We start from the raw sequence: 16,429 nt of genomic DNA on the forward strand, positions 1-16,429 counted from the left end.
CATGCACGTTTCCAGGATCGGGGACCGCCCCGTTGTCCAGGGCATCTCCATCGTCGATTTCCACCTGCATTTCCGGATGCCGCAGGATCCGCTCACCCGCGCCCTGTCCGGAGGGCAGTTCGCCTGTGAAGCAGCTACCCCGGCAGCAGCCCGGCGGGCCGCCAAGGTCGCCGGAATGTCCGCCGCGTGGCGGCGCAGCTGGGACTTCGCCGATCCGGAACCGCTGGAGGCGGACCAGGGCTGGGAAGCGGAGGCAGACCGGTGGCTGGAGGAGCTGGACCACCACCACGTTGAGTACGCTGCTTTCGTGACGGCGGGCGGCGACGCCGCGATGGGCCGGCTGACGGCGCGCGGCCAGGGGCGTTTCCTGGGCCTGGCCGCCATGACTGACCCCTTTGCACCCGGGGCTGCCGAGGACTTTGACCGGGCGGTCACGGAGCAGGGCCTGCGCGGGCTGAAGCTGTTCGCTCCGCTGATGTCCGCCCGCATCGATGATCCGGGGGCCGATCCGGTGTGGCGGGTTGCCGCCAAACACCGGGTACCCGTCCTCATCCATTTCGGGCACTGCGGATCTGCCGGCGGAATTGCGCACAATGCCATGATCGAGCCGGCCTGGCTGGAAACGGTGGCCAAGCGGCATCCCGATGTGACCTTTGTGATTCCCCACTTCGGAATCCAGCACGTCCAGCAGGTGTTGTTCCTGATGTGGGCCTGCCCAAACGTTCTGGTGGACACCTCCGGCTCCAACCAGTGGGTGCGCTTCATGGCGCAGAAGCTGACCTTGGAAGACGTCTTCCGGCGGTTCTACGAAACCCATGGTCCGGAGCGGATCATTTTCGGCACGGATTCCTCCTGGTTCCCCCGCGGCTACGCCCGGCGGTATCTGGCGGACCAGCTGCGGATCTGCTGGGAAATGGGAATGCCGCCCGTGGACGTGCAGAAAATCTTCGGCGCCAACGCGGCCGCGCTGCTGGATATTACCTGCTGGAGCCCGGCCGATCCGGACCTGGCCCGCGCACTGGATATCCTGGACGACGGTGCCCGCAAGAACGGCATTCTGGAGAAGGAGAGAACGGCGTGACCCTGCGGATTCATCTGGCTGCCAACCTGAACGAATTGGGCGAGGCAGCCGCCGACGCCGTGCTGGCCCGGCTTCGGAATGCGCACTCGCCGGGGACCCGTCCCGTCTTGGGCGTGGCCACCGGTTCCTCTCCCCTGTCCCTGTACCGGGCACTGGCACGGCGGCGGAATGAGCTGCCGCCGCTGCGCGCCTTCGCCCTGGACGAGTATCTGGGCCTGCCGCCCGGACATTCGGAAAGCTACGCCGAAGTGGTCCGCCGCGAGATCGTTGAGCCTTTGGCGCTCGACGCCGGGCACGTGGCTGTCCCGGATGGCTCGGCCGCGGATCCGGAGCGTGCTGCCGCCGGCTATGAGGCCGCGATAGCAGCCGCCGGCGGCGTCGATGTGCAGATTCTGGGGATCGGGAACAACGGACACCTGGCCTTCAACGAACCCGGCTCTGCCCTGGACTCCCGCACCCGGGTGGTCCGGCTCGAAGAGAGCACCCGCCAAGCCAACGCCCGGTTCTTCGCCTCCCTGGATGAAGTTCCCACCCATGCGCTGACCCAGGGTTTGGGCACCATCCGTGCGGCGCGTTCGCTGGTGCTGCTGGCCAGCGGAGAAGCCAAAGCGGATGCATTAGCTGCGGCACTGCAGGGACCGGTCACCGAACAGGTTCCGGCCTCTATCCTCCAGCTGCATCCCGACGTGACCATCCTGCTGGCCGACGGCGCTGGCGCCGGACTGTCCCCGGACCTGCTTAGCCGTTCGACTTTGGTCCCCATTCCTTAGCGACCGCCGGCAGCTCCTGCGGCGACCATTGATTGCAGTCCGGCAGTGACGAGCGTCGCCACCAGCCTGCACTCGTAAACACACAAGGCTTCCAGGAACAACAAGCGCACCCGGGCCTTCGGGGGTAGCCCCGTCTGTCATGACGGCATCACTTCAACATCGGAAACAACTTGATTTCCCGGCGTGGGGATCAAGCTATTCGTCCCGGAGCCAAGGCAAGATAACCGTTGTGACCTATGAATCGTTGGACAGTGATGAACTGTTGGATCCGGATGTTTGGGTGAGTCAGACCGCTTTGGGGGAGCAATTTGGGTGGGCTTCGAAAGATACGGGCCGTTGCCTTGCTCAGATGGGACTTCGGCAGGGCCAACAGCCCACCCCAGCGGCATTGGATCAAGGTTTGGCCCGGCCACAGCAGCGTTCCGGAGCCCGAGGGCAGAATGCGTATATTCAGGTGATGTGGCATCTGGACAAAGTGGGCGCCAGGATTGCAGCCTACGCCAGGTCCCAGGGCGGTTTCCGTCCATTGACTGAGCAGTTGCGTGGATCCGAATCTACTCGTTTATAACGTGTCTTCTTCGTACATGAGCAAGGTGCTTCTACTGACACCGAGGCTCAGAGGCATTCCGGGGCATAAGTGATCTCGATACTGAGTACGTCAGAGCTGCTGCGCCAATTGCCCTTACCCAACTCAATGCTGTTTTCGGCCCTCACCGGCGAACCTTGCGCGATTCGCGTTGACGGGTTTGGCGGCATCGACTTCGTACACCGGCACGGGATCTCACCGATTTTCCACCGCACGAATCTGTGAGTGCGAGTGGGCCGGGCGCATCCAAGAACGTTAGCCGACTCGCTTTGGTCTGCATTAGGTTGGCGAGCCCGAATAGCCCATTCATGCTGGGTCGCCTGTGATCATCCCGCCGGGACCCGACGATCTATGGCTCAGCAAAACTTCGAGCAGACGAACCGCCAGAATTAACCCTCGGTCACCGCAGGCAGCTCCTGCAGCGACCACTGATTGCCGTCCGGATCGCTGAAGTACACGAACGTACCCCAGTCCAGCGGCGTGACCTCACTGGTTTCCACCCCCGCATTCAGCAGGTGCTGACGGGCCTCAGCCGCGCTGGGCACCACGATCTGGATGCGCTGGCTGCCCGGAACCATGTCTGTGGTGCCCTCCCCGATCACCACGGAGCAGGCGGACCCCGGCGGCGTCAGCTGGACGAAGCGCAGGTCCTCATTCACCCGCTGGTCAAAGTCGTCAGCGAAGCCCACCTGGTTCACATAGAAGTTCTTGGCGGCGTCTACGTCGGACACCGGCACGGGTACAAGTTCGATTTTCCAGTCCATGCCAGCGATCGTAGGCTTGGCTGCGGCGCGCACCAAGGGTCCGGCGGTCAGGTTTGGTCCGCAAAGCAGGGATTGGCGGAGCAGATTAGGAATAAGCCTGCTGATCATTTGGTTGCGCCGAGTATGACTGAGCAGACTGAACCAGCCGAACTGACCGACCAGCCCCTGCCCGCCACCCTCCATCTCAAGGACCTCGGAACCGTCCGCAGGCTCGGTTTCGGGGCCATGCGCATTGTCGGCCCCGGTGTGTGGGGCGAACCGGAAAGCCGCGGCACCGCCGTCGAGGTGGTTCGCCGCGCCGTCGAACTGGGCGTTGATTTCATTGACACTGCTGATTCGTATGGCCCGAACATCAGCGAAGAGATCATTGCCGAAGCCCTCTATCCCTACCCCGACGGCGTGCGGATCGCCACGAAGGCCGGCTTTGTGCGCACCGGACCGGACGAGTGGACTCCCTTGGGCCGTCCCGAGTACCTCCGCCAGCAGGCTGAGCTGAGCCTGCGCAAACTCAAGGTGGATTCACTGGACCTGTTCCAGCTGCACCGCATTGATCCCACGGTCGACGCCGAGGAACAGTTCGGGGTGCTGCGGGACCTCCAGCAGGAAGGCATGGTCAAGGCCCTGGGCCTGTCCCAGGTCAGCGTGGAACAGCTGAAGACGGCGGAAAAGTACTTCACCGTTTCCACAGTGCAGAACCGCTACAACCTCACCGACCGCTCCTCCGAGGACGTCCTGGACTACGCGACGGCCAACGGCATCGGCTTCATCCCGTGGGCACCGATTTCCGCCGGTGAACTGGCCCAGCCCGGTGGTGTCCTCGACGCCGCCGCGAAGAAGCTCGGCGCCACCACGTCCCAGGTGGCCCTGGCATGGCTGCTGCGGCGCTCCCCGGTGATGATGCCGATTCCCGGCACAGGTTCCGTTACCCATTTGGAGGAGAACCTCGGCGCCGCGGACCTGGTCCTTGATGCTGCCACGTTCGCGGAGATCGACGCCGCCGCCGGTTAGGATCGCTGCCCGGCATCCGCGTAGACCTCCACCACTGATCCCCAGAGAGGATTACCCATGAACAACATCCTGATGATTGTTTCCGCCGCCGATTCCCTGACCATGAAGGACGGCTCCGAACACCCCACCGGCTTCTGGGCCGAGGAACTGGTGGAAGCCCACCGCACCCTGCTCGAAGCCGGGCACCGGATCACCTTCGCCACCCCCGGAGCCAAGGCACCTACGGTTGACCAGGTCAGCCTGGCACCGGAGCAGGCCGGCGGCGAAGAAAAGGCCGAACGGCTGCGGGCCTACCTGGAAGAGCTGCGTCCGGAACTGGATACGCCGATGTCACTGGCCGATGTGGTCCCGCTGGAGTACGACGCCGTCGTGATCCCGGGCGGGCACGGCCCCATGGCGGACCTGGCAACGGACTGGGACATGGGCCGGATCCTCATTGCGGCCAACGACGCCGGCCTGGTGATCGCACCGTTCTGCCACGGACCGGCCGCGCTGCTGAGCGCTGAAACGCCGGACGCCGGGTTCGCGTTCTCCGGGCGCCGGCTGACCGTGTTCACCAATTCGGAGGAACTCGGCGGCGGCACCGGCGAAAACACCCCCTGGTTCGTGGCCGATGCGCTGCGGGACAAGGGCGCCATCGTCGAAGCCGGGCCCGATTGGGAGAGCTTCGTGGTCACGGACGGCAACCTCATCACCGGCCAGAACCCGCAGTCCAGTGTGGACGTCGCCCGGCAGGTCGCAGCCTCGCTTCAGGGTTAGCGGCCAGCCCGCCGCTGCCGGATCCTGCGCACGGCGTCATCCGCCTAAGTGCGGACCGCGGCAGGCTGGCAGACTGGGATCATGACTGTCCTGATTGCCGGCTGCGGCGACCTCGGTACGGAAGCCGGCCTGCGGTTCGCCGCGGCCGGTTTTTCCGTGCTGGGCTGGCGCCGTTCCCCGGAGAAGATTCCCGCGCCCCTCCAGGCCCAGGCCGCGGACCTGCGCGGTGAGCTGCCCCGCATTCCCGGGGACACCGACGTCGTCGTCATCGCTGTGGCCGCGGGCGAACGCACCGAAGCGGCCTACCGGGCGGCGTATGTGGACGGCACAGCGAACGTGCTGGACGCATTGGAGCGTGACGGCGTGCGGCCGCGGCGCATCCTGTTCGTCTCCTCGACCGCGGTGTACGGGGATGCCGGCGGCGGCTGGCTGGACGAGGACTCCCCCACGGCTCCCGCATCGGTGACCGGGGCGGTGATCCGTGAGGCGGAGGAGCTGCTGCACTCGCGGCGGCCGGACGCGATCGTGCTCCGGCTTGCCGGGATTTACGGTCCGGGCCGGACCCGGCTGATCGACCAGGTGCAGGGCGGGATTTCCAGCCCTGGGCCCGGGCAGCTGACCAACCGGATTCACCGTGATGACGCCGCCGCGGCGATCGTGCACCTGACAACGGCGGTTGCCGATCCGGAGCCGCTGTACCTTGGCGTGGATGACGAGCCCGTGGAACTGGCGGAAGTGCTCGATTTCCTGGCCGGAGAGCTGGGCGTTCCACTGGGCCCTGCGCCCGCGGACCAGGGGCAGCGCCGCGCCAGCCGCGGCGGAAACCGGCGGCTTTCCAACGCCCGGCTGCATGGCACGGGCTTTGAATTCAGCTACCCCACGTTCCGTGAGGGATACCGCGCCGTGCTGGCCGGCGACGGCGTCCGGCACGCGTAGGCCGGGCGGCCCCATCTTCGGGTGGGCCGTGAGGCCCAGAGTTCCTCCGCTTTGGGACTTCCCTGCCGGTTTGGGACTTCCCTGCCGCGGCGCCGCGCAGGAAAGTCCCAACCTGGCGGGAATGTCCCAAACCCCAGGGATCCGGCCCTGGCTCTCGGCGAACTAGCTGAAGTCGACCGGCGGACCCAGGTAGAGCAGCACGGAGAACACGCCAACAATCGCGATGAGCACACCCACCACGGAGACCACCGGGCGGCGGAGAATGAAGGCCTGCACCTGCTCCACAAAACCGGAAGGCTGGTCGCCGCCGGGAGCCAGCCGCCACCCGCCGTCGAGCTTGCCCTGCTTGTCCATGGACTTCTCGAACGGGATGGTGGCGTAGGGGATGACGGCGGTGACGAGCCCCAGCACGATGGTGCCGAACTTCCACTTTTGGTTGACGCCAACAAACACGGTGCTGGCCGCGTAGGAGAGGAAGATGAAGCCGTGCGTGCCGCCGGCCGGTCCCATCAGGGCATCCTGCCCGAAGCCATACTTCATCACCATCGCTGCGATCAGCAGGGTCCAGGTCACGGCCTCCGCGAAGGCCAGGGCACGGAACAGGGTACGGGGTTGCATGGGGGTGGGTAACCTTCCCTAGGGGGTTTGCCAACAGTATGTCAGCATGGCCCGGGGGTGCTCAACTCGGGCTTTCGGCTGAGCGGGAGTCGGCATGCGCGTCTCCGGACTGGACCACCCGCGCTTCCCACTCTCTGGGACGAAAGTACACTTCTGGGACCCCACCGGCCCCACCCGTCACGAAGGCTGGGAATCCCGGCAGCGGCGGGTTTCCCAAACGGAGGGAAACTGTGTCCCGACCCGCCGGGATTTTAAGACCGGGCCCAGAAGCTGTCGCCACGCCTGCCAGCCTTCTTACGCCGGGCTCCACCGGCCCTGATCCCGAACCCGGGAGAGCGGCCCCCGGATCTCCCCCCGGAACTACCGGTAGAGCCCCGGCCGGGCGTCGTGTTCGTAGGTGTTGATCTTCCGCGCCCGCCGCACTTCGTCCGGCTCGATATCTGCGTACAGGAGTGCCTCCCCCGCACCGGCCTCGGCCAGCAGGGTGCCGTACGGCGAGGCGATCACGCTGGCCCCGGTGAAGTCCGGCGCGGTGTGGTTGGCGTAGGCAATGTAGACGCCGTTCTCCAGCGCGCGGGCCGGCACCAGCAGGGTGGAGATCCGCTCCGCGTTGTAGGTGAGCAGCGGCTGCGGGCCACCGACGTCGCCGGTAGCCGGCACCGCGGTGGGAATGCAGAGCAGGTCCGCGCCGGCCCGGGCGGCGGAGCGGGCATATTCCGGAAACTCGATGTCGTAACAGATTCCCAGCGCAATCCGCAGGCCCTGGAACTCCGCCACCTGCGGCACACCATCGCCCGGGGAAAAGGACCCGCGTTCCTCGTCCCCGAACAGGTGGGCCTTGCGGTAGCGCAGCAGTTCGGCGCCCGAACCATCGAACAGTGAGGCACAAATGTACCCGGTGCCGCCGTCGTCCTCCACTGTCGAAGCGACGACGCCGATTCCTGCCCCGTGCGCGGTCCGCGCCAGCTCCGCCCGGATTGCGGCGCCGTCGGAATGGCGGACCCGTGCCGGGGCGTAGCCGGTGGCGAACAGTTCCGGCGTCAAAATCAGGTGCGCGCCGGCGTCGGCCGCCTGCAGCGTAAAGCGCCGGAGAAGCGCCAGGTTCGCATCCGGGTCATTCAACTCCGCGCCTGCCTGCAGCACTGCTATCCGAACCATTTTGCGCTCCTGCCGGGCTGATCCGCCGCCACGTCATGTGGTGGTCACAATCACAAAAACCGTTGACTCTTTCCATCATAGGCATAAGCATGATGCTCAAACCGAATGTCATTCGGTTAGCGGTTTCTGAGATCTGAGGAGATGTGTGGACCCGGCAACGACGCGCGGTGACGAGCTGGCCGACCGCCTGCGGCAGATAGCTGAAGACGAACACCAGGACCCGTCCCGGCGGGCACTGACCGGCCGTGAACTGGCCGCATACGTGGGCACCGCCGTCGTGCTCTGCCTTATTGGACTGCTGGTGATGTCGCTGTGAGCGGCAAACGCACAGCGGAAACCTCCGACCGCAGCGCCTCCCTTGGGTCTTTCCCCCTCCTCAAGGGCGAGCGCATCTGGAGCGGTGCCGAGTTCACCTGGGTGAACGTGTCCCTGGCCATTGCCACATGGGCGTTCCTGGTCGGCGGATCCACGGCCCTGCTGGTTGGTTTCCAGCAGGGCCTGGCGGCGATGGTCATCGGCAACGCGATCGGCCTGTCCTTTATGGTGCTGGCCTCCGTGGTGTCGAGCCAGCGCCACGGCGGTGAGCAGTACACCATGCTGCGGCCGGTGTTCGGTCTGGTTGGCGTGGGCATTCTGGTGTTCACCGTCATTCTGGTGACCGAGATGGGCTGGTCCTCGCTGCTGTCGATCATGGTCGGCCGCGCGGTCACGCAGGTCTCCAACGAAGCGTTCGGCACCGACTTCGGCCCGGAGTCGGTGATGGTCACCGTGGTGGCGCTGCTGGCGATCGCCGCCGCCTGGTGGATTCTCTCCCGCGGTCCGGTCATGATCGGCCGGTTCAACAAGTTCATCGCCCCCGGCCTGGTGGTCATCACGGCGGGCCTGATGGTCTTCCTGATCCTGAACACCTCCTGGGACGCACTGCTGACCGCCTCACCGCTGGCCCCCTTCGAGGACGACCGGCTGAACTTTATGCTGGCCGTGGAGTTCAACGCCGGGGTGGGGGTTTCCTGGTACCCGGTCATGGGCTCCCTGGCCCGGCTGACCAAGTCGCCCAAGGCCGCCCTGTGGCCGGCGTTCGGCGGCCTGTTCGTTGCCACGATCATTGCCCAGGTTGTGGGCATGGGCGCGGCCCTGACTCTCGGCGACTCGGATCCCACCGTGTGGATGCTGCCCTTCGGCGGGCCCATCCTGGGGGCGGCAATCCTGCTGTTCATCGCGTTCGCTAACATCACCAGCACCTCCTCGATCGTTTATTCGACCGTGCTGGCGCTCCGCCAGGCCAGCGGCAACCTGCTGGCCAAAGCCCCGTGGCCGCTGCTCTGCGCCGCTTTCTTTGTCCTGCCGGCCATCCTGGCGTTCTTCCCCGGCTTTATGTACGACCAGTTCATGGTGTTCGTGACCATCAGCGGCGCGTTCCTGTCCGCCATGTGCGGGGCGATCATTGCGGACTACTTCATCCTGCGCCGGCAGCACCTCAACCTGCCGGATATCTTCAAACCCGGCGCCGCGAGCCGCTACCACTTCTCCGGCGGGGTGAACTGGGCGGGCCTGGCAGCCGTCGCAGTCGGTGCCGCCTTCTACCTCAGCATCTACAACCCGGTCACGCTGGAAACCCTCCCGGTCTTCAGCTACACCACCGCGTCCCTGCCGGCAGCGCTGCTCGCCGGCGCCGTCTACTACCTGCTCGCGTCGCTGGCCTACAAGTGGCGCAACCTGGGCGGTTTCCGGGACGTTCCGGAGGCATCTGCCTCCACAGCCACCACCGCAGCACAAACCGCAGTAAAGGATCCAGCATGAACCCCGCACCCCGCACCGCCCGCGCCGCCATCCACGACGGCACCTCCACGGGCCTGGACATCCGCACCATCGAGGTTGCCCCGCCCGGCCCGGGCACGGTCCTGGTGCGCCTGGGTGCCTCCGGGGTCTGCGGCTCCGACCGCCACGTGCTCGACGGCGACTGGCAGCTTCCCTCCCCCACCGTGATGGGCCATGAAGGTGCCGGCACCGTGGAAGCCATCGGCGAAGGCGTCCAGGACGTTGCCGTGGGCGACCACGTGATCCTGTCCTGGTTCTACCCGTGCCGGCGCTGCACCGCCTGCCTTTCCGGCCGCTCCTTCGTCTGCACCGGCAGCCGCTCCGAGGAATGCCTGCTCCCGGACGGCAGCACCGCACTGAGCGAGGACGGCGTGCAGCTGTTCCCGTACCTCTCCGTCGGCTCGATGAGCGAATACACCGTGGTGCCCGAATCCGCCGCGATCAAGGTTCCCGCGGAGGTACCGTTCGACGTCGCCAGCCTGATCGGCTGTTCCATCGCCACGGGCTATGGCTCGGTAGTGAACGACGCCGGTGTCCAGGCGGGCCAGTCCGCCGTCGTGGTGGGTACCGGAGGTGTGGGCCTGTCCATCATCATGGCGCTGAACCTGGTGGGCGCGAACCCGATCATCGCCGTGGACCTGAGCGAAGAGAAACTCGCCGCCGCGCGCGGCTTCGGTGCCACCCACACGCTGCACCCGGGCGAGGATCTCGCTGCCCGAATCCAGGAGATCACCGGCACCGGCGCGGACTTCGCCTTCGAGGCAATCGGCCGGGTGGAGACCATCGAATCCCTTCCCGGGCTGATCACCGCCGGCGGCAAGGCCGTGCTGGTGGGCCTGCCCCCGCAGGACGCTCCGGTAGCCATTGATGCGCTGGCGCTGGCTGAATCCGGCAAATCCCTGATTGGTTCGAACTACGGTTCCACCGTGCCGGGCCGGGATTTCCCGCGCCTGGCCGAGCTGTACCTGGCCGGGAAGCTTCCCGTGGACAAGCTGATCTCTGACAGGATTACTCTGGACGACGTCAATGAGGCGTTCGACGCCATGCGCCGCGGAGAGCGTGCCCGCAGCGTCATCGTGTTCGACTAGATACCGGCAACCCGGAGGAGAGACATGGCCAGGCCCCGCACCCCGCTGCTCTCCTCGGAGAAAATCCACGGCGCTGCCCTGGACCTGGTCGACGAGCTGGGGGACTTCACCATCCCCCAGCTCGCCCACCGCCTGGGCGTTAGCCCTTCCTCGCTCTACCACCACGTGCAGGGGCGGCCGCAGATCATCAACGGCATGCGCTCCATCATCGGCGCCCAGGCTCTGGCAGCCCCGGATTTCCCGCCCTCCCCCGCTCCATGGGAGGAGCAGGCAGCGGCGTGGACCCGGAACTACCGCCGGGTGCTGAGCGAACACGCCAAGGCCGTTCCCCTGCTGGTGGGCGAGGAGGTCACCGACGCCCCCACGCTGGAGGTCTACGAACGGCTGGCCTCGGTGCTCGCGGGCGCCAGGTTCGACGATGCGCAGGTGGTCCTTGGCATCTCCCTGCTGGACGTCCTGTGCCTCGGTTCCTCCGTGGACACGGCTGGACCCGCTGTTGCCTGGCGCACTGCGCCTGACACCCAGCCGGTGCTGCACCGGTCGCTGGACGGCTGTGGCGATGCATTGGCTTCCCGGTCGGATGCAGCCTTCGAGGCCGGCCTTTCCGCGGCCCTGGCGTACCTGGCTGCGCTGCCGCGCGGGAATATTGGGGCTGCTGGTGCGGGTGTTGCGGAGGAGCCCGCTTAGAGCTCCCGCCGGAGAATCCAATGTGCAGCTTTGGCGACCTGGCCGCCGTGCAACCCGCCATATCTGCGCTTTGAGTGCGCTGGCGGATGCCTCCCCGCCCGGCTAGCCCGACGACGGAACCGCAGGATAGGTCATCGGCTCCGTGATCCAGTCCAGGTCAGCCCACCGGTCGATGCGCTGGACGATCTCGAAGCTGCTCCGGCACATCTCGACGATAGCCTGCTCCGGGTCCGGTGCGGCGAAGGCGTCTTCCAGGGTCAGAATGAACTCGTTCAGCTGCGGCTGAAACACGGCGGCCTCCGGCTTCAGCATGGTCGCATAGCTGTCGATGGCGGCCATAAAGGGGTACGGCATACCGTAGAACGCCGGCTTGGTCATGTTCACGTCCCCTGGCCAGAACCCGTATTCCACGAACTTCTCGTCGAAACAGTTCACCCCAATCTGGTCCGTTCCGCCGTAGGGCGCAGCCTGGCCGGCGAAGACGGTCCCGGAGAGGTCCATGGTGCCGAACCAGTACTGCGGGGTGAACACCTTGCCGCGGAACGGGGCCAGGAAACGGGTCAGGCTGCGGTAGGCGAAGTGCAGGTTATCCAGGTAAACCGCCACAGCCTGGCGGTCCCAGGAATGGTGCCTGGTGTCCTGTTCAAATGGTGTCTGGACGTGGAACTCCTGAGGTGTGGTGTTGATCCGGGTGGGCTCGCCGATGTATTCCAGCGCTCCCATCAGCTGGGCATAAAAATCCGCCACACTGAGGCCGTCCTCAACGGGAATCCGGGATTTCCTGCCGTTGGTGTTCTGCACGTCCACATGATGCTGGCGCAGGTTGAAATAGATTTCGAAGCTGCCCCCGTTGCCGGGGATGATCCCGGTGCCGATGCCGTCGATACTCAGCGGCATCCGGATATGCCCCCAGCCGGGCCGCTTCTCGCTGCGCTCAATCTTCACTTTGCCCGCCATCTGCAGGAAAAGGTGCAGGGTGTCAGCGGTGTCCTGCCATTCGGTGTAGTCCAGAATCCGTTTTTCCATGGATACCGCCTCTGATGAGTGGCTGCTGGGGAAGTGGCTGCTGCGGGGAAACGTGCACGAGCGGAAAGGAACCGTCCCTCAAGTGTGGGTCGGGCGCCTGCACCGGTCAACGTCCTCCCCGCCATGGCAGCCGACCGAAGGTGGGCAACATCACCGGGACAAGCCGCCGTCCGGGTACCTATACTTACAGCTGATCCTCCGGGCAGCTGAGACAGTCCTGCCCGGGCCCAGGCTGCAGTTCGAGCGCTGAGGCCCCCGTGCGCCCCAACCCCTCCCTAGGAGCCTTCCCCGGTGACCAGTTCTTCCCCGAAGCGAGCCACCTCCCGTTCCCGGAGCCTGAAGTACATCCTGATGCTCGGCGCGCTTGCTGCGCTGCCCGCCGTCACCACGGACATGTACCTTCCGGCGCTGCCGGAGGTCGCTTCCGACCTGGCAACGACGACGACGGCGGCCCAGTTCACGCTCTCCGGCACCCTGCTCGGGACCGCCGTGGGCCAGCTGGTCATCGGCCCGCTCTCGGACCGGTTCGGACGCAGACTGCCGCTGCTCATCGGCATTTCCATGCACGTTGTGACGTCCCTGCTGTGCGCGATTGCGCCCAACATCGGCCTGCTGATCGGTCTGCGGGTGCTGCAGGGCTTCTTTAACGCTGCCGCCTCAGTCGTGGCGATTGCCGTGATCCGCGACCGGTTCACCGGTTCCGATGCGGCCAAGCTGCTCTCCAGGCTCATGCTGATGATTGGCCTGGCACCGCTGCTGGCTCCAACCCTGGGTCAGGCTGTGGCCGGCATCTGGGCCTGGCGGGCCGTGTTCTACTCGCTGGCCCTGATCGGCGTGATCCTCGTCGTCATCGTCTGGCGCTGGATGCCGGAAACACTTCCCCCGGAACGGCGCCTCAGCCGCGCCCGGAAGGGCAGCCCGAAAACCGGTGAACCGGGCGGCTACCGGATCCTGCTGCGCGACCGCCGGTTCCTGGCCTACGCAGTGATTCCGGGCCTGGCCATGGGCATCATCATGAGTTACGTGGTGGGCTCGCCGTTTGTGATGCAGGAGGAATACGGCCTGACCCCGGGCCAGTTTGCGCTGATCTTCGCGGTCAACGGAGTCGCCATGGTGATTTCCTCCCAGGTCAATGCCTCGCTGCTGAGCCGCGCGTCGTCGTCGGGCATCCTGCGCATCGCCGCCCCGATCCTCCTGGTGCTCGCACTGGCGCTGCCGGTCATCATCATTACCGGAGCCGGCGGCATCTTCGGCCTGGTGGCCAGCCTGTGGCTCGTCCTGGGCATGCAGGGCTTCATCTTCGCCAACGCCACCTCGCTGGCCTTGGATGGCTACGGCCGGATGGCCGGAACTGCGGCCGCCCTGCTGGGCTGTCTGCAGGTTGGCCTGGCGGGCCTGATCAGTCCGCTGGTCGGTGTCTTCGGCGGCAGTGCCCTGTCCATGGCCGGCGTGATCATTGGCTGTGCCGTGGTTATGGTCCTGGTCCTGGCAACGACGCCGGCCTACCGCCGCGGCGGTCAGCGCGGCCGGCGGCTCGAGACCGGGCAGGGCAGCAACGCCGCGGCCGAACAGGCCTAGGGCCGGGCAGGCTCCGGCGTCCAGCCTCCAGCTGCTGACCGGGCCTAAGCTGCTGCCGGCGGCGGCGCGGCGGTGCTCTGCCGGACAACCAGCGTCGTGGAGAGGTCCAGCCGCGTGTTCTTGGGCTGTTCACCGTCCCGCAGCATCAGAACCATCCGCGTTGCTTCCTCGGCCATCTCGATGAGCGGCTGGTGCACGGTGGTCAGGGCCGGTGAGGACCAGCGCGCCACCGGCAGATCGTCGTAGCCGACAATCGACAGCTCGCCGGGCACACTGATACCCAGCTGCCGGGCCGCGTCAAGCGCCCCCAGCGCCTGCAGGTCGCTGCCGGCAAACAACGCCGTGGGACGGTCCGGCTGTGCGAGCAGCTCCAGTGCATGGTCCCGCCCGCCGTCCACATGGAAGTTGCCGTACCGGACCAGCGCCGGGTCAAACGGCAGGCCGGCAGAGTTCAGGGCGGACCGGTAACCATCAATCCGCGCCAGGGAACACATCAGGTCCTCCGGCCCGGTGATCGCCGCGATCCGCCGGTGCCCCAGCTCCACCAGGTGGCGGGTGGCCATCATGCCTCCGGCCCAGTTCGCGGAGCCCACTGACGGCACATCCGGAGCAGGATCGCCCGCCGGGTCGATGATCGTGAACGGTATCCCGCGGGATTCCAGCAGCCGCCGGGATTCCTGTTCCAGGTCAGCGAAAACCAGCACGACGCCGGCCGGCCGCCGGGCGATGACCCCCTCCACCCATTCGGGGCCCGGAGCGTGGCGGGTTCCGCTCTCGGTCAGGACAACGCTCAAGCCGTGTTCGCGGGCCACATTCTCCACGCCCCGGATAATCTCCAGCGCCCAGGCACTCTCCAGCTCATGAAACACCAGCTCAAGCAGCGCAGACCTGCTGCTCCGGCCCGACCGGCGCTGATAGCCATGACCATCCAGCAGCGCCTCAACTTTTGCCCGGGTTTTTCGGGAAACGTCCGACCTGCCGTTCAAAACTTTCGAAATGGTCGACAGAGAAACATCCGCCTCCGCCGCCAGTTCCGCGAGCGTGACCCGTCCAGCCGCCGGCGTCTGTGCCATGGGTATCTCCTCTGCACGAAAAGTCCTCGAAGTGAAGCCGCAGCAGAAAAGTGTTGCGCATCACACCACTGCATCCTAAGCTAGCGGCATTCCATAACTTTCGGCAATTGTTTCGAAACTTTCGGAGCAGCGCTTCCCGGGAGACCTTCCAGTGAGGAGCAGTTCAATGAAGAACAACCGCAGCTGGCTGAGACCAGCTACCGCAGCCGCCGGCGTCTTGGCGCTGGGCCTGTCACTGTCCGCCTGTTCAAACAGCGGGGAATCTTCCGCAGCGAACCGGCCTGAGAATGAAGTCCATGTCCTCGTCTACGGCGATGCCGGCAATGATGTCGAACGGGCCATGGCGGACAAGTTCAACGAAACCTCGGACGTGAAGGTTGTCCTGGACACCATTCCCGGGGCCGACTACCAGCAGAAGCTGCAAACCGTCATCGACACGGACTCCGCTCCGGATGTCTTCTTCAACTGGGGCGGAGGGTCCATCACGGACTACGTGGACGCCGGTCTGCTGATGCCCCTGGACGACTTCATCGAGGAGGACCCGCAGCTGAAGGACGCGTTCCTTCCCTCGGTGTTTGACACCGCGGTGGTCGACGACAAGGCGTACGGCATTCCGATGCGCGGCACCCAGCCGGTGATGCTCTTCAGCAACGAAGAGGTCCTGGCCAAAGCCGGCGTAGACGGCGCACCGAAGACCTGGGACGAACTGCTGGAGGCCGTGGAGAAACTCAAGGCAGCCGGCGTCACACCGATCGCCCTGGGCGGAGCGGACGAATGGCCCACCCTGATGTGGGTTGAATACGTCTACGACCGGGTGGCCGGACCCGAGCTGTTTGAGAGCGCCCTCGCCGGCGACGAGAAGGTCTGGGATTCTGCCGAAAGCCGTGAAGCGCTGGGCATGCTGCGTGAGCTGGTGGACTCCGGAGCCTTCGGAACCAATTTCCAGTCCGTAAAGTTCACCGACGGCGGTTCTGCCTCGCTGCTCTCCAGCGGACAGGCAGGATTTGAGCTGATGGGTTCCTGGGCATATTCCACCCATCAGGATGCTGCTCCGGAGTTCGTGGAGACCGCGCTGGGCTACAGCGAGTTCCCCACCATTGACGGCGGCAAGGGCGACCCGCAGAACCTGGTGGGCAACACGAACAACTTCTACTCCGTCCTGGCCAACACCCGGTACCCGGAAACCGTCCGTGACTTCCTGAAACTGATGTATTCGGATGAGTTTGTGCAGGAGCAGGTGGCAATCGGCAACCTGCCCACCACCACCAACACCGAGCAGTTCCTCGATCAGTCCGCCGATCCTGACTACGCGCGCTTCCAGTACGGACTGGTGGAACAGGCACCGGCCTTCCAGCTCTCCTGGGATCAGGCGTACCCGCCCTCGGCCACCCCTGCCATCCACGGGGCAATGTCCGATTTCTTCAGCGGACGGATCGACGAAGACGGCTTTATCGCCGCCATGCAGGGACTCTAGGACCG

At 65.9% G+C, this 16,429-nt stretch carries 16 protein-coding genes; 11 read left to right on the plus strand and 5 right to left on the minus strand.

What is annotated here, in order from left to right; genetic code table 11:
• Position 1: 1 nt before the first annotated feature.
• Together H9638_RS05680 and H9638_RS05685 are read left to right on the plus strand one after the other, a co-directional pair.
• Entirely contained in the window at positions 2-1,081 is a 1,080-nt protein-coding gene (locus tag H9638_RS05680; RefSeq protein WP_225217014.1) for an amidohydrolase family protein, read from the plus strand.
• A gap of 2 nt (positions 1,082-1,083) precedes the next feature.
• Positions 1,084-1,851, plus strand: coding sequence for a glucosamine-6-phosphate deaminase (locus H9638_RS05685; RefSeq protein WP_225217105.1), 768 nt, complete (start codon positions 1,084-1,086; stop codon positions 1,849-1,851).
• A gap of 975 nt (positions 1,852-2,826) precedes the next feature.
• On the opposite strand, the gene H9638_RS05690 is transcribed toward H9638_RS05685, so the two are convergent.
• Positions 2,827-3,201, minus strand: coding sequence for a VOC family protein (locus tag H9638_RS05690; RefSeq protein WP_191746215.1), 375 nt, complete (start codon positions 3,199-3,201; stop codon positions 2,827-2,829).
• A 123-nt stretch (positions 3,202-3,324) separates the two neighbouring features.
• Between H9638_RS05690 and H9638_RS05695 the strand changes: the two genes are divergently transcribed.
• From H9638_RS05695 to H9638_RS05705, 3 genes are all read left to right on the plus strand, one after another.
• Positions 3,325-4,209, plus strand: coding sequence for an aldo/keto reductase (locus tag H9638_RS05695; protein ID WP_191746216.1), 885 nt, complete (start codon positions 3,325-3,327; stop codon positions 4,207-4,209).
• Between the two features lie 57 nt (positions 4,210-4,266).
• A complete protein-coding gene (locus tag H9638_RS05700) occupies positions 4,267-4,968 on the plus strand; it encodes a type 1 glutamine amidotransferase domain-containing protein (protein ID WP_191746217.1) in 702 nt (233 codons plus the stop codon).
• An 81-nt stretch (positions 4,969-5,049) separates the two neighbouring features.
• Positions 5,050-5,904 carry an SDR family oxidoreductase gene (locus H9638_RS05705; RefSeq protein WP_191746218.1) on the plus strand — a complete coding sequence of 285 codons (855 nt, stop codon included), beginning with the start codon at positions 5,050-5,052 and terminating at the stop codon, positions 5,902-5,904.
• Positions 5,905-6,066: 162 nt separating this feature from the next.
• Here the strand turns inward: H9638_RS05705 and H9638_RS05710 are convergent, their stop codons facing one another.
• Positions 6,067-6,522 carry a DUF3817 domain-containing protein gene (locus H9638_RS05710; protein WP_191746219.1) on the minus strand — a complete coding sequence of 152 codons (456 nt, stop codon included), beginning with the start codon at positions 6,520-6,522 and terminating at the stop codon, positions 6,067-6,069.
• Between the two features lie 360 nt (positions 6,523-6,882).
• Entirely contained in the window at positions 6,883-7,680 is a 798-nt protein-coding gene (locus tag H9638_RS05715; protein WP_191746220.1) for a nitrilase-related carbon-nitrogen hydrolase, read from the minus strand.
• A gap of 145 nt (positions 7,681-7,825) precedes the next feature.
• On the opposite strand from H9638_RS05715, the gene H9638_RS05720 reads away from it, so the two are divergent.
• Genes H9638_RS05720 through H9638_RS05735 form a run of 4 tightly spaced genes read left to right on the plus strand, consistent with a single transcriptional unit; the run spans position 7,826 to position 11,273 of the window.
• The gene (locus H9638_RS05720; RefSeq protein ID WP_191746221.1) at positions 7,826-7,996 is read left to right on the plus strand and encodes a hypothetical protein; all 171 of its coding nucleotides are present in this window, start codon (positions 7,826-7,828) and stop codon (positions 7,994-7,996) included.
• Positions 7,993-9,480 carry a cytosine permease gene (locus tag H9638_RS05725; RefSeq protein ID WP_318241792.1) on the plus strand — a complete coding sequence of 496 codons (1,488 nt, stop codon included), beginning with the start codon at positions 7,993-7,995 and terminating at the stop codon, positions 9,478-9,480. Before H9638_RS05720 ends, H9638_RS05725 begins: the two co-directional genes overlap by 4 nt.
• Entirely contained in the window at positions 9,477-10,586 is a 1,110-nt protein-coding gene (locus tag H9638_RS05730; protein ID WP_191746222.1) for an alcohol dehydrogenase catalytic domain-containing protein, read from the plus strand. The genes H9638_RS05725 and H9638_RS05730 overlap by 4 nt, the downstream gene beginning before the upstream one ends.
• A 24-nt stretch (positions 10,587-10,610) precedes the next feature.
• The gene (locus tag H9638_RS05735) at positions 10,611-11,273 is read left to right on the plus strand and encodes a TetR/AcrR family transcriptional regulator (RefSeq protein WP_191746223.1); all 663 of its coding nucleotides are present in this window, start codon (positions 10,611-10,613) and stop codon (positions 11,271-11,273) included.
• A gap of 102 nt (positions 11,274-11,375) precedes the next feature.
• Here the strand turns inward: H9638_RS05735 and H9638_RS05740 are convergent, their stop codons facing one another.
• Complete coding sequence (locus tag H9638_RS05740; RefSeq protein WP_191746224.1) at positions 11,376-12,299, minus strand: DUF5996 family protein; 924 nt, start codon at positions 12,297-12,299, stop codon at positions 11,376-11,378.
• 291 nt (positions 12,300-12,590) lie between these two features.
• Between H9638_RS05740 and H9638_RS05745 the strand changes: the two genes are divergently transcribed.
• Entirely contained in the window at positions 12,591-13,877 is a 1,287-nt protein-coding gene (locus H9638_RS05745; protein ID WP_318241793.1) for a multidrug effflux MFS transporter, read from the plus strand.
• A gap of 44 nt (positions 13,878-13,921) precedes the next feature.
• On the opposite strand, the gene H9638_RS05750 is transcribed toward H9638_RS05745, so the two are convergent.
• The gene (locus tag H9638_RS05750) at positions 13,922-14,950 is read right to left on the minus strand and encodes a LacI family DNA-binding transcriptional regulator (protein WP_191746225.1); all 1,029 of its coding nucleotides are present in this window, start codon (positions 14,948-14,950) and stop codon (positions 13,922-13,924) included.
• A gap of 166 nt (positions 14,951-15,116) precedes the next feature.
• Here H9638_RS05750 and H9638_RS05755 point away from each other — a divergent pair, with 166 nt between their 5' ends.
• Complete coding sequence (locus H9638_RS05755; protein WP_191746226.1) at positions 15,117-16,424, plus strand: ABC transporter substrate-binding protein; 1,308 nt, start codon at positions 15,117-15,119, stop codon at positions 16,422-16,424.
• The last annotated feature ends 5 nt before the right edge of the window (positions 16,425-16,429 follow it).

It is taken from the genome of Arthrobacter pullicola, from assembly GCF_014836875.1.
Lineage (GTDB): Bacteria > Actinomycetota > Actinomycetes > Actinomycetales > Micrococcaceae > Arthrobacter_B > Arthrobacter_B pullicola.

What these genes read in the sequence shown, in the direction of transcription:
- H9638_RS05680 (WP_225217014.1), top strand. Translation starts at nt 2, where the DNA reads ATGCACGTTTCCAGGATCGGGGACCGCCCCGTTGTCCAGGGCATCTCC.
- H9638_RS05690 (WP_191746215.1), bottom strand. Translation starts at nt 3,201, where the DNA reads ATGGACTGGAAAATCGAACTTGTACCCGTGCCGGTGTCCGACGTAGAC.
- H9638_RS05695 (WP_191746216.1), top strand. Translation starts at nt 3,325, where the DNA reads ATGACTGAGCAGACTGAACCAGCCGAACTGACCGACCAGCCCCTGCCC.
- H9638_RS05700 (WP_191746217.1), top strand. Translation starts at nt 4,267, where the DNA reads ATGAACAACATCCTGATGATTGTTTCCGCCGCCGATTCCCTGACCATG.
- H9638_RS05705 (WP_191746218.1), top strand. Translation starts at nt 5,050, where the DNA reads ATGACTGTCCTGATTGCCGGCTGCGGCGACCTCGGTACGGAAGCCGGC.
- H9638_RS05710 (WP_191746219.1), bottom strand. Translation starts at nt 6,522, where the DNA reads ATGCAACCCCGTACCCTGTTCCGTGCCCTGGCCTTCGCGGAGGCCGTG.
- H9638_RS05715 (WP_191746220.1), bottom strand. Translation starts at nt 7,680, where the DNA reads ATGGTTCGGATAGCAGTGCTGCAGGCAGGCGCGGAGTTGAATGACCCG.
- H9638_RS05730 (WP_191746222.1), top strand. Translation starts at nt 9,477, where the DNA reads ATGAACCCCGCACCCCGCACCGCCCGCGCCGCCATCCACGACGGCACC.
- H9638_RS05735 (WP_191746223.1), top strand. Translation starts at nt 10,611, where the DNA reads ATGGCCAGGCCCCGCACCCCGCTGCTCTCCTCGGAGAAAATCCACGGC.
- H9638_RS05740 (WP_191746224.1), bottom strand. Translation starts at nt 12,299, where the DNA reads ATGGAAAAACGGATTCTGGACTACACCGAATGGCAGGACACCGCTGAC.
- H9638_RS05750 (WP_191746225.1), bottom strand. Translation starts at nt 14,950, where the DNA reads ATGGCACAGACGCCGGCGGCTGGACGGGTCACGCTCGCGGAACTGGCG.
- H9638_RS05755 (WP_191746226.1), top strand. Translation starts at nt 15,117, where the DNA reads ATGAAGAACAACCGCAGCTGGCTGAGACCAGCTACCGCAGCCGCCGGC.